This is a genomic window from Xenophilus sp., assembly GCF_044462705.1.
GTDB lineage: Bacteria > Pseudomonadota > Gammaproteobacteria > Burkholderiales > Burkholderiaceae_C > Xenophilus > Xenophilus azovorans.
Genome location: NZ_JBIQNC010000004.1, coordinates 66,394 through 78,677 on the forward strand (window position 1 = coordinate 66,394; position 12,284 = coordinate 78,677).

The window sequence follows — 12,284 nt, forward strand, 5'->3', positions numbered from 1 at the left end:
CCGCGCCGTGCTGCCGCCCTTCGACAAGCTCAGGGCGGACGGCCCCTCTCCCCCGCCGACGCCCCGTGCCGTTCGGGCTGAGCCTGTCGAAGTCCCCTGTCCCGTCTTCCCATGTCTGACGCCGCTTCTTCCCCCACCGACTACCGCGCCACGCTGAACCTGCCCGACACGCCCTTCCCCATGCGCGGCGACCTGCCCAAGCGCGAGCCGGGCTGGGTGAAGCAGTGGAACGAGGAGGGCCTGTACAAGCGCCTGCGCGACGCGCGCGGCGGCCGGCCCAAGTTCATCCTGCACGACGGCCCGCCGTACGCCAACGGCCAGATCCACATGGGCCACGCGGTGAACAAGATCCTCAAGGACATGATCACCAAGGCGCGCCAGCTCGAAGGCTTCGACGCGCTGTACGTGCCCGGCTGGGACTGCCACGGCCTGCCGATCGAGAACGCGATCGAGAAGAAGCACGGCCGCAACTTGAGCCGCGACGACATGCAGGCCAAGAGCCGCGCCTATGCCACCGAGCAGATCGCGCAGCAGATGACGGACTTCCAGCGCCTGGGCGTGCTGGGCGAGTGGACGCACCCCTACAAGACGATGGACTTCGCCAACGAGGCGGGCGAGCTGCGCGCCTTCAAGAAGGTCATCGAGCGCGGCTTCGTCTACCGCGGCCTGAAGCCCGTGTACTGGTGCTTCGACTGCGGCTCCTCCCTGGCGGAGTTCGAGATCGAGTACGCCGACAAGAAGAGCCAGACGCTGGACGTGGCCTTCAAGGCGCACGAGCCGGCCAAGGTCGCGGCCGCCTTCGGGCTGGACAAGGCGCCGGCCAAGGACATCTTCGCCGTCATCTGGACCACCACCGCCTGGACCATCCCGGCCAACCAGGCGCTCAACCTCAACCCCGACCTGAACTACGCGCTGGTCGACACCGAGCGCGGCCTGCTGATCGTGGCCGACTCGCTGGTCGAGATGTGCATGAACCGCTACGCGCTGGACGGCAAGGTGGTGGGCCTGGTGCAGGGCCGCGCGCTGGGCGGGCTGGAATTCGAACACCCGCTGTACGACGTGCACGAAGGCTACCGGCGCCTGTCGCCCGTGTACCTGGCCGACTACGCCACCGCCACCGACGGCACCGGCCTGGTCCACTCCTCGCCCGCCTACGGCCTGGACGACTTCAACTCCTGCGTGGCGCACGGCCTGGCCTACGACGACATCCTCAACCCGGTGCAGGGCCACGGCAGCTACGCGGCGGACTTCCCGCTGTTCGGCGGCCAGAACATCTGGAAGGCGGTACCGCACATCATCGAGGCACTGCGCGAGGCCGGCCGGCTGCTGGCCACCGAGACCATCACCCACAGCTACCCGCACTGCTGGCGCCACAAGACGCCGGTGATCTACCGCGCCGCGGCGCAGTGGTTCATCCGCATGGACGAGGGCGAGGGCGTGTTCACCAAGCCCGGCGAGAAGCCGGCCAGGACGCTGCGCCAGACGGCGCTGGAGGCCATCGAGCATACGGGCTTCTACCCGGAGAACGGCAAGGCCCGCCTGCACGACATGATCGCCCACCGGCCCGACTGGTGCATCTCACGCCAGCGAAGCTGGGGGGTGCCGATCCCCTTCTTCCTGCACAAGGACTCGGGCGAGCTGCACCCGCGCACGATGGAGATCCTCGACCAGGCCGCCGACATCGTCGAGAAGGGCGGCATCGAGGCCTGGAGCCGCGTGACGGCCGAGGAGATCCTCGGCGCCGAGGACGCGCCGCACTACACCAAGAGCAGCGACATCCTGGAAGTGTGGTTCGACTCCGGCTCCACCTTCTTCCATGTGCTGCGCGGCACGCACCCCGCGGTGCACCACGACACCGGCCCCGAGGCCGACCTGTACCTGGAAGGCCACGACCAGCACCGCGGCTGGTTCCACAGCTCGCTGCTGCTGGCCTGCGCGCTGGAAGGCCGCGCGCCCTACCGCGGCCTGCTCACGCACGGCTTCACCGTCGACAGCCAGGGCCGCAAGATGAGCAAGTCGCTCGGCAACGGCATCGACCCGCAGGAGGTGACCAAGAAGCTGGGCGCCGAGATCATCCGCCTGTGGGTGGCTGCCAGCGACTACTCGGGCGACATCGCCGGCGACGACAAGATCCTGGCCCGCGTGGTGGATGCCTACCGCCGCATCCGCAACACGCTGCGCTTCCTGCTCGCCAACACCAGCGACTTCGACATCGCGAAGGACGCGGTGCCGCTCGCGGAGCTGTTCGAGATCGACCGCTGGGCGCTCTCGCGCGCGGCCGAATTCCAGCAGGAGGTGCTGGCGCACTACAAGGTCTACGAGTTCCACCCGGTGGTCGCCAAGCTGCAGGTGTTCTGCTCGGAAGACCTGGGCGCCTTCTACCTCGACGTGCTGAAGGACCGGCTCTACACCACGCAGCCCGGCTCCCTGGCCCGCCGCAGCGCGCAGACGGCGCTGTGGCACATCACCCAGGCCATGCTGCGCTGGATGGCGCCCTTCCTCAGCTTCACCGCCGAGGAGGCGTGGAAGTTCGCCGGCACCTCCGAGTCGATCTTCATGGAGACCTTCTGCGACCTCGGCACGGCCGACGAAGGGCTGCTGGCCAAGTGGGCCCGCATCCGCGAGATCCGCGACGCGGTGAACAAGGAGATCGAGGCGGTGCGAGCCGAAGGCGGCGTGGGCTCCTCGCTGCAGGCCAACGTGCAACTGACGGCCGCGCCGGAAGACCACGCGCTGCTGGCCGCGCTGGGCGAGGACCTGAAGTTCGTCTTCATCGCCTCCGTGGTCGAGCTGGTGCCCGGCGAGGCGCTGGCGATCCGCGTCACGCCCAGCCCCGACACCAAGTGCGAGCGCTGCTGGCACTGGCGCGCCGACGTCGGCAGCGACGCCGCGCACCCGACGATCTGCGGCCGCTGCGTCGCCAACCTGTACGGCGCCGGCGAGGCGCGCAGCCGCGCATGATGGCCGCCGCCCCCGCTCCCGCGCCAGGCGCGTCGCCCCTGGCCCGCGCCGGCATCTGGCCCTGGCTGGCGCTGGCGCTCGTGATCTTCATCGCCGACCAGTGGACCAAGGTGCTGATCCTCGGCCACTACCGGCTGGGCGACTACACGCCGGTCACCGGCTTCTTCAACATCGTGCGGGCCCACAACACCGGCGCGGCCTTCTCCTTCCTGGCCGGCGCCTCGGGCTGGCAGCGCTGGCTGTTCACCGCCATCGGCGTGGGCGCGGGCGTGTTCATCGTCTGGATGCTGGTGAAGCACCGCGGCCAGGCCCTGTTCAGCTTCGCGATGGCCTGCATCCTCGGCGGCGCGGTGGGCAACGTGGTGGACCGGCTGATGCACGGCTACGTGGTGGACTTCTTGGACTTCCACTGGGGCGGCCGCCACTTCCCGGCCTTCAACCTGGCCGACAGCGCCATCACGCTGGGCGCCGTCTGCCTGATCCTGGACGAGCTGCGCCGCATGCGGCGCGGCGCAGCCTAGGGCTCACAGCACTCGGCGGCGCACCTGCGTCACCACCACCTCGGCGATCACCACGACCGCGAAGATCGCCAGCAGCACCATCGCCACGCGGTCCCACTGGAACAGGTTCATCGCCGAGTCCAGCACCATGCCGATGCCGCCGGCGCCCACCAGGCCCAGCACGGCCGATTCGCGCACGTTGATGTCCCAGCGCAGCAGCACGATCGAGGCGAAGGCCGGCTTCACCTGCGGCCAGTAGCCGTACCAGATGCGGGCGAGCCAGCCCGCGCCCGCGGCCTCCAGCGCCTCGATGGGGCCGCGCGGCGTCTGCTCGATCGCCTCGCCCAGCAGCTTGCCGACGAAGCCGATCGAGCGGAAGCCGATGGCCAGCGTGCCGGCCAGCGGCCCCGGCCCGAACACGGCCACGAAGAGCAGCGCCCACACCAGCGAGTTGACGGAGCGCGAGGTGACCAGCGCGATGCGCGCCAGCAGGTTCACCGCGCGGTTGCGCGTGAGGTTGCCCGCCACCAGCAGCGCCAGCGGCACCGCCAGCAGGATCGACAGCAGCGTGCCCAGCGAGGCGATGTGCAGCGTCTCCATCAGCGCCTGGTGGATGCCTTGCGGGTAGTACGCCGTGTCCGGCGGCCACATGCGCACCAGCAGGTCGGCCATCTGGACATGGGCGTCGAGCAGGAACTCGGGGATGATCTCGATGGTGCGCACGGATTGCACCACCGCCGCCGCCAGCACCAGCCAGACGAAGAAACGAACGGTGCGCTGCACCGGCGTGTAGCGCTGCCAGATGCGCGGTGCGCCGGCCGGGGCCGCGCGGCCGTCCGGCATCGCGGGAGACAGGACGTCAGACATCGAGCGCTTTCTTGAGAGCGTTGGTGCCGATCTCCGCGAGCACGATGATCGCGACGATGGTGGCGAGGATGGTGAACACGAAGCCGTAGTCGAAGCGCTGGAAGGCCGAGAACAGCGCGCCGCCGATGCCGCCCGCGCCCACGATGCCGACCATCGTCGAGTTGCGCAGGTTGGAGTCGAGCTGGTAGGTGGCGAAGCCGATGAAGCGCGAGAACACCTGCGGCAGCACGCCGAACGCGATCATGTTCATGAACGAGGCGCCGGTGGCGCGCACCGCTTCCACCTGCTTGGGCGAGATCTCCTCGATCGCCTCGGAGAACAGCTTGCCGATGAAGCCGATCGAGGCCACCGTCAGCGCCAGCACGCCCGCCAGCGCGCCGAAGCCCACCGCCTTGACGAAGATGATGGCCACGATCACCGGGTGCAGCGAGCGGCACACGGCGACGATGAAGCGGGCGATCCACGTCACCCATGCGGGCATCAGGTTGCGCGCCCCGAGAAAGCCGACCGGCAGGCTCAGCGCGATGCCCAGCGCGGTCGCCAGCACGGCGATCTGCAGGCTCTCGACGATGCCCTTGCCGAGGATGTCCCACTTGTCCAGGTCGGGCGGGAACATCTTGCCGATGAGCCGGGTGCCGTGGCCCAGCCCTTCGCTGAAGCGCTGCCAGGAGAAGTCCAGTTGCGACAGCGCGTAGAGCGTGTACAGCGCCAGCAGCACGCCCGCCGCGCGCACGCCGGCGCTGGCGCGAAACGGCGCGCCCGTGCGCGCGGGCGGCAGCGGCGGCGAGGCAGGCGCGCTCATTGCAGCCAGTCCTCGCCGCCGTAGATGGTCTTCAGCATGGCTTCGTCCAGCCCGGCGCCGTCGCCGTCGTAGACCACGTGCCCGCCCGACATGCCGATGATGCGGTCGGAAAAGCGCCGCGCCAGGTCCACGTCGTGGATGTTGACCACCACCGGGATGCCCCGCGCCCGCCCCTGCTCGCGCAGCAGCGTCATGATCTCCACCGAGGTCTTCGGATCCAGCGACGAAGTCGGCTCGTCGGCCAGCAGCACGCGCGGCTGCTGCATCAGCGCCCGTGCGATGCCCACCCGCTGCCGCTGCCCGCCCGAGAGCGCATCAGCGCGCTGGTTGGCGAAGGCGCCAAGACCCACCGTGTCGAGCAGTTCGTAGGCGCGATCGATGTCGGCCTGCGGAAACCGGCGGCGCCAGGCCGCCCACGCGCCGACGTAGCCCAGGCGGCCGGTCAGCAGGTTCTCCATCACGGTCAGGCGCTCGACCAGGTTGTATTCCTGGAACACCATGCCGATGTGGCGGCGCTGGGCGCGCAGGGCGGCGCCGCGCAGCGCCGACATGTCGACCCGCTCGCCGTCGTGCTGGAGCCAGATCGATCCCGCGGTCGGGTCGATCAGGCGGTTGATGCAGCGCAGGAGCGTGGACTTGCCGGTGCCCGAGGGCCCGATGACCGAGGTGAGCCCGGTGCCGGCGATCTCCAGGCTGATGCCCTTGAGCACCGGCTGGCCCGGCTTGTAGGCCTTGACCAGGTCGCGGATCTCCAGGGCGCCGGTGGTCGGCGTGGCGCTCACTTCTTCTGCTTCGCGGATTCGCGCTCGTAGGCAGCGCGGTTGAACTTCTCGCCGGCCGAGTCGGCCACGTCGCGCACGATGGCGAACTCCTTCTGGTAGGTGATCGGGAAGAAGCGGTCCGCGCCGTCGAAGGCCTTCTGCATCTCCGGCGTGAAGCGGTAGTCGTAGAAGCACTTGAGCATCTTGTCGCGGAAGGCCGGCTCCAGGTCGTGCGCATAGGCGAAGGACGAGGTCGGGAACTTGGTGCTGCGGTAGATCACGCGGAAGTCGTCTTCCTTGATCTCGCCGCGGTGCGCCATGCGCTCGAACACGTCCGAGGCAACGGCCGCGGCGTCGTAGTCGCCCGAGCGAACGCCCAGCACCGACTGGTCGTGCTTGCCCGAGAAGATGACCTTGTAGTCCTTGTCGGGCGTCAGGCCCTCCTTGGGGAACAGGGCCACCGGCGCCATGTGGCCGGAGTTGGACGAGGGCGAGGTGTGGGCCAGCTTCTTGCCCTTGAGGTCGGCCAGCTTCTGGTAGGGGCTGTCCTTCTTCACCACCACGATCAGGTTGTAGCCCTGGAAGCGGTCGGCGTAGCCCTTGACGGCGAAGGGCACCGCGCCGGCGATGTTGACGGCGAAGGCCGTCGGCCCGGTGGAAAAGCCCGCCACGTGCAGGCGGCCCGCGCGCATGGCCTCGATCTCGGCCGCGTTGGACTGCACCTGGAAGAACACCACGCGCTTGGCGGTGCACTGCGCCAGGTGGTCGGTGAAGGGCTTGAAGATCTTCTCGTACACCGCCGGGTCTTCCACCGGCGTGTAGGTGAACACCAGCGTGTTGGGGTTCTTCAGCTTGCCCGCGTCGGTGGGCGTGTCGGCCACCAGGTCCTTGTTGGCGTCGCAGTACTGGGTGTCGAGGTCGCCCCGGTTCGGGCAATTGTCCTGGGCCAGCGCGGCGGTGCCCGCCAGCAGCCCCAGCAGGCCGAGCAGGCCGCCCAGGGCCGCGGTCGTCAATGGTCGCATGCGTATGTCTCCTTGCAGATGGACGGGTCGGCTGACCCGGCAGCGGCGACTCTAGGGCGTGGCCGGCATGGCCGGCCGGCCCGGCTTTCGCGCGGCTGTCTGCCGGCTTTCAGTTCGCTTGCAGAAAGAGGGCGGGCTTTCCCGGATGCAAGGCCGGGCGGGACGCGGCGCCCGTATGCTCGACGCGCATGAAGATCCTGCTCGTCGAGGACGACTTCGACCTCTCCGGCGCGCTCACCCGCGCGCTGGCGCGGCGCGGCTTCGACGTCCATTGCACCGGCGACGGGCTGGAAGCCCTCGGCCTGGCGCGCCACCACGCATTCGACGCCATCGTGCTGGACTGGTCGATTCCCGGCATCGACGGGCTGCGCGTGCTGCAGCGCCTGCGCGGCGGCGGCGACGGCACGCCGGTGCTCATCCTCACCGCGCGCGGGGCCGTCAGCGACCGCGTGGTCGGACTGAACAGCGGCGCCGACGACTACCTGGCCAAGCCCTTCGATCTGGACGAGCTGGAAGCGCGGCTGCATGCCATCGCGCGCCGGCGCAGCGCAGGCGACGAGGTGGTCTGCGGCCGCCTGCGCTTCGACCGGGGCACCCAGACCCTGTTCCGCGAAGAGCGCCCGCTGGACCTGTCGCCGCGCGAAGGGGCGCTGCTGCGTGCGCTGATGGCGCGGCCCGGGCACGGCGTGACCAAGGAGCGCCTGCTGGCCATGGTGTTCGGCGCCGGCGAGACGGTGCAGCCCGACGCCATCGAGGTCATCGTGCACCGCCTGCGGCGCAAGATCGCCGGCAGCGGCGCCGAGATCATGACCCTGCGCGGCGTGGGCTACCTGCTGTGCGAGGCGGCGGCCCCGCAGGCTGCGCCGTGACCCCGGCCGCGCCGCGCCAGGACGCTCCGGCACGCAAGCCGGCCGGCAAGCTGCGCACCTATCTGCTGCTGTGGACGCTGCTGCCGATCGCCGCCTTCATGCTGATGGACACGGCCAGCCTGTACCGCAGCACGCGCGCCGCGACCGACCGCGCCAACGACCGCCTGCTGGAAGCCACCGCGCGCCAGATCGGCGACCGCATCCACGTGGAGCGCAACCAGCTGTCGATCACCGTGCCGCTGGCCATGATCGAGGCGCTGGAAGGCGCCGGCGGCAGCCGCATGTACTGGCGTGTGCTCGATTTCGAGGGCCGCCAGCTCGCGGGCGACGATGCGCTGCCGCTGCCGCCCGCAGGCACCCGCGGCCCCGGCCTGCAGGCCCACTACACCGCCACGGTGAACGCCCAGCCGGTGCGCGCCTTCGCGCTGCAGCAGCCGATCGAGATGTCGCAGGGACGGGGCGTGGTGCGCATCCTGGTGGCCGAGACGCTGGAGGCACGCCACCAGCAGCACGCCACGCTGCTGCGCGGCATGCTGGCCCGCCAGGTGGTGCTGATGCTGCTGATCGCCACCGTCGTCGGCGTGGTGGTCCACCGCGGCCTGCGGCCGCTGCGCGCGCTGCGGCGCGAACTGCATGCGCGCCCGGCCGACGACACCGCACCCCTGAACGCGCGCGGGCCGGAAGAACTGCTGCCGGTGATCGAGGAACTCAACGCGCTCTTCGCCCGCCAGCACGGCGTGCTGGAGCAGCAGCGCCGCTTCGTGGCCGACGCATCGCACCAGTTGCGCACCCCGATCACCGTGCTCAAGACACAGCTGCAGTCGGCGCTGCGCGAACCGGCGCCCGATGCCGGCGTGCTGGCCGAACTCTCGCGCACGGTCGACCGCATGGCGCACCTGGCCAACCAGCTTCTGAACAAGGCACGCCTGGAACACGCCGGCGAGCCGGCCGAGGCCCACCCGCTGGACCTGGGCGGGGTGGTGCGCGAGGCGGTGCTCGAGCTCTCCCCGCTGATCGCCGCGCGCCACCTGGACTTCGCGCTGGAGGAGGCCGCGCCGGTCACGGTGCGGGGCCAGCCGTGGCTGGCCACCGAGCTGGTGAGCAACCTGCTGTCGAACGCGATCCGCCATACCCCCGAGGACGGCAAGCTGGGCGTGCGCCTGGACCAGGCCGACGGCCACGCGCGCATGACCGTGTGGGACAGCGGCCCCGGCATCACCGAGGACGCGCGCGCCTGGCTGTTCCGCCCCTTCGCGCCGGCCGGGACGGTGCGCGGCGCCGGCCTGGGGCTGGCGATCTGCCTGGACATCGCCAAGGCCCTGCAGGGCAGGATCGAACTGGTCAACCGCCTGGCGCCCGATGGCCGCGTGGCGGGCCTGGACGCCATCGTCTGCTGGGAGCAGGCGCCGCAACGGGGCGTATAGTCCCCCGCTTCCATGAAGCATCTGTTGAATCTGCTGGCGGCCATCGCGCTGCTGGTATGGGGCACCCATCTCGTTCGCACCGGTGTGCTGCGGGTGTTCGGCGGCAACCTCCGGCGCTTCCTGCAGCACAGCCTGGCCAACCGTTTCTCGTCCGCCCTGGCCGGCATCGGCGTGACGGCGCTGGTGCAGTCGAGCACCGCCACCTCGCTGATGACCTCGTCCTTCGTCGGCCAGGGCCTGGTCACGCTGCCGGCGGCGCTGGCCGTGATGCGCGGCGCCGACATCGGCACGGCGCTGATGTCGGTGCTGTTCTCCACCGACCTGTCGTGGCTGTCGCCGCTGTTCATCTTCACCGGCGTGGTGTTCTCCATCACGCGGCCGGCCAGCGCGGCCGGACGCTTCGGCCGCGTGCTGATCGGCCTGGGGCTGATGCTGCTGGCGCTGCAGCTCGTGGTGGCGGCCACCGGGCCGCTGTTCGAGGGCGAGGCGATGCGCGCCATCATCGCCTCCATCACCAGCGACGTGCTGCTGGAGATCACCGTCGGCGCCGCGCTGGCGGTGGTGGCGTACTCCAGCCTGGCGGTGGTGCTGCTGGTAGCGGCCATGGCCAGCTCGGCCGTGGTGCCGCTGGACGTGGCGCTGGGCCTGGTGCTGGGCGCCAACCTGGGCAGCGGCCTGCTGGCGGTGCTGACCACGGCCAAGTCCAGCGTCGCGGTGCGGCAGGTCACGGTGGGCAACCTGCTGTTCAAGGTGCTGGGCGTGGCGATCGCGGCCCCCTTCATCGGCCTGTGGCTGCAGTACGTGCGGCCGCACGTGGGCGGCGCCACGCAGCTGGTGGTGCTGTTCCACCTGGCCTTCAACGTGCTGGCGAGCATCGCCTTCATCGGGCTGACGGCGCCGGTGGCGCGGCTGGTCACCCGGCTGCTGCCGGCGCCGCCGCAGTCGCCGGTCAGCACGCGGCCGCAGCACCTGGACCCGTCCGCCCTGTCCACGCCCACGCTGGCCATCTCCAACGCCGCGCGCGAGGCGCTGCACCAGGCCGACGTGGTGGAGAGCATGCTGATCGGCATGCTCACCGTCATCCGCACCAACGACCTGCGGCTGGCCGAGGAGCTGCGCAAGATGGACGACACGGTCGACCAGCTCTACTCCGACATCAAGTACTACCTGACCAAGATCTCGCGCGAGGCGCTGGGCGAGGAAGAGAGCAAGCGCTGGACGGACATCATCAGCTTCACCATCAACATGGAGCAGGTGGCCGACATCATCGAGCGCGTGATCACCGACATCGAGGACAAGAAGATCAAGCCGCAGCGCAACTTCTCGGAGGCCGGCATGGCCGAGATCGTGGAGCTGCACGAGCGCCTGGTGGCCAACCTGCGGCTGGGCATGAGCGTGTTCCTCAACGGCAACGTGCGCGACGCGCAGAAGCTGCTGGAGGAGAAGGCGCGCTTCCGCGACCTGGAGCGCGCCTACGCCAACACCCACCTGGAGCGGCTGATGGACCGCACCACGCCCAGCATGGAGACGAGTTCGCTGCACATCGACCTGATCAGCGACCTCAAGCGCATCAACTCGCACATCTGCTCGATCGCCTACCCGATCCTCGACTCGGCCGGCGCGCTGGCGCCCAGCCGGCTGCGCGAGTCGCGGCTGACGCCGCTGGAGGAGCGTTGAGCGCCGGGCGCTGAGCCGCCGGCGTCCGGCGGCAGAATCGGCGGCATGCCCGCCGCCCCACCCTCCACCGCCGACGCGCTCGGCAACCCCGTCCACGTCCGCGACGCCGCCAGCCTGGCGCTGGTGGACGACTTCGTCATGGGCTTCCTCTCGTGCGAGGCCCGCGCCGCCCGGCTGGTGCTCGAGCCGAGCGGCGACGACAGCCCGCTGGTGCAGGCCTACGCCGCCACGCTGCACATGTTCGCGGAGTCGCGCGAGGCCGCAGCCAACGCACGGCCCTTCATCGAGCGCGCGCAGGCAGGCGCCCGCCACGCCACGCCGCGCGAGCAGCGCTACATCGCCGCCGTCGCCGCCTGGGTGGCGGGCGACCTGGCGCGCGCCATCACGCTGCACGAGGAGCAGGCGCGCGAGTTCCCGCGCGACCTGGTGTCGGTCAAGCTCGGCCAGTACCACTGCTTCAACCTGGGCGACTGCCCCGGCATGCTGCGCCTGGCACTGGCCGCGCGGCCGCACGCGGCCGACGTGCCGTACCTGCACGGCATGCTGGCCTTCGGCTACGAGCAATGCCACCTGATGCGCGAAGCCGAGGCCAGCGCGCTGCACGCCATCGCCATGTGCCGCAAGGAGCCGTGGGCGCACCACGCGCTGGCGCACGTGATGCTGACCGAAGGTCGCCTGTCCGAAGGGCTGGCCTTCATGGAGGAGATGAGCGCGACCTGGACCGGCCTGAACTCCTTCATGGTCACGCACAACTGGTGGCACCTGGCGCTGTTCCTGATCGACCTGGGCCGCGGCGACGAGGCGCTGGCGGTGCACGACGCGCACTGCTGGGGCGTGGAGCCCGACTACTCGCAGGACCAGATCGGCGCCGTCTCGCTGCTGGCGCGGCTGGAGATGGCCGGCGTCGACGTCGGCGGCCGCTGGCAGGCGGTGGCCGAACGCATGGCCGGGCGCACGCGCGACCACGTGCTGCCCTTCCTGGACCTGCAGTACCTCTACGGCCTGGCGCGCGCCGGGCGGCCCGAGGCCGATGCGCTGCTGGCGAACATCGAGGCCCATGCGCCCCGGGCGCCCGAGGCCGGCCGCGCCGCCTGGCAGCGCGTGTGCGTGCCGGCGGCGCATGGCCTCGTGGCGCACGCGCGCGGCGACATGGCCGGCGCCGCCGAGGGGCTGGGGCAGGCACTGCCGCGCATGGTCGAGATCGGCGGCAGCCACGCGCAGCGCGACCTGTTCGGGCAGATCTGGCTCGACGCGCTGATGCGCCAGCGCACACCCGCCGCCCTGCGCACCGCGCAGGACGTGCTGCAGCAGCAGTGCAACGGCCAGCCCGAATCGCGGCGGCTGGCGCGGCAGGTGGCCGGCGTGTATGCGGCGCTCGGGCTGCCTTCGGTGGTGTCATGA

10 protein-coding genes are annotated in these 12,284 nt (G+C 70.6%); 6 read left to right on the forward strand and 4 right to left on the reverse strand.

What is annotated here, in order from left to right; translation table 11 throughout:
- Positions 1-111: 111 nt before the first annotated feature.
- Positions 112-2,961, forward strand: a complete 2,850-nt coding sequence (ileS, locus tag ACIY1X_RS01810) for an isoleucine--tRNA ligase (RefSeq protein WP_399677550.1) — start codon at positions 112-114, stop codon at positions 2,959-2,961.
- Positions 2,961-3,482, forward strand: a complete 522-nt coding sequence (lspA, locus tag ACIY1X_RS01815) for a signal peptidase II (RefSeq protein ID WP_399677584.1) — start codon at positions 2,961-2,963, stop codon at positions 3,480-3,482. Before ileS ends, lspA begins: the two co-directional genes overlap by 1 nt.
- Positions 3,483-3,485: 3 nt before the next feature.
- On the opposite strand, the gene phnE (ACIY1X_RS01820) is transcribed toward lspA, so the two are convergent.
- From phnE (ACIY1X_RS01820) to phnD, 4 genes are read right to left on the reverse strand one after another with little or no spacing between them, the layout of a single operon-like run.
- Complete coding sequence (gene phnE / locus ACIY1X_RS01820; protein WP_399677552.1) at positions 3,486-4,328, reverse strand: phosphonate ABC transporter, permease protein PhnE; 843 nt, start codon at positions 4,326-4,328, stop codon at positions 3,486-3,488.
- Positions 4,321-5,130: a phosphonate ABC transporter, permease protein PhnE gene (gene phnE, locus ACIY1X_RS01825; protein WP_399677553.1), complete on the reverse strand. Its 810-nt coding sequence runs from the start codon at positions 5,128-5,130 to the stop codon at positions 4,321-4,323. The genes phnE (ACIY1X_RS01820) and phnE (ACIY1X_RS01825) overlap by 8 nt, the downstream gene beginning before the upstream one ends.
- A complete protein-coding gene (phnC, locus tag ACIY1X_RS01830; RefSeq protein ID WP_399677555.1) occupies positions 5,127-5,912 on the reverse strand; it encodes a phosphonate ABC transporter ATP-binding protein in 786 nt (261 codons plus the stop codon). The genes phnE (ACIY1X_RS01825) and phnC overlap by 4 nt, the downstream gene beginning before the upstream one ends.
- Positions 5,909-6,913 carry a phosphate/phosphite/phosphonate ABC transporter substrate-binding protein gene (phnD, locus tag ACIY1X_RS01835; protein ID WP_051953307.1) on the reverse strand — a complete coding sequence of 335 codons (1,005 nt, stop codon included), beginning with the start codon at positions 6,911-6,913 and terminating at the stop codon, positions 5,909-5,911. The genes phnC and phnD overlap by 4 nt, the downstream gene beginning before the upstream one ends.
- A 188-nt stretch (positions 6,914-7,101) precedes the next feature.
- Between phnD and ACIY1X_RS01840 the strand changes: the two genes are divergently transcribed.
- The 4 genes from ACIY1X_RS01840 to ACIY1X_RS01855 are packed head-to-tail and all read left to right on the forward strand — an operon-like array spanning position 7,102 to position 12,284.
- Positions 7,102-7,782 carry a response regulator transcription factor gene (locus ACIY1X_RS01840; RefSeq protein ID WP_038206892.1) on the forward strand — a complete coding sequence of 227 codons (681 nt, stop codon included), beginning with the start codon at positions 7,102-7,104 and terminating at the stop codon, positions 7,780-7,782.
- Positions 7,779-9,206 carry a sensor histidine kinase N-terminal domain-containing protein gene (locus ACIY1X_RS01845; RefSeq protein WP_399677557.1) on the forward strand — a complete coding sequence of 476 codons (1,428 nt, stop codon included), beginning with the start codon at positions 7,779-7,781 and terminating at the stop codon, positions 9,204-9,206. The genes ACIY1X_RS01840 and ACIY1X_RS01845 overlap by 4 nt, the downstream gene beginning before the upstream one ends.
- Before the next feature lie 12 nt (positions 9,207-9,218).
- Entirely contained in the window at positions 9,219-10,883 is a 1,665-nt protein-coding gene (locus ACIY1X_RS01850) for a Na/Pi cotransporter family protein (RefSeq protein ID WP_399677559.1), read from the forward strand.
- 45 nt (positions 10,884-10,928) lie between these two features.
- Positions 10,929-12,284 carry a tetratricopeptide repeat protein gene (locus ACIY1X_RS01855; protein ID WP_399677561.1) on the forward strand — a complete coding sequence of 452 codons (1,356 nt, stop codon included), beginning with the start codon at positions 10,929-10,931 and terminating at the stop codon, positions 12,282-12,284.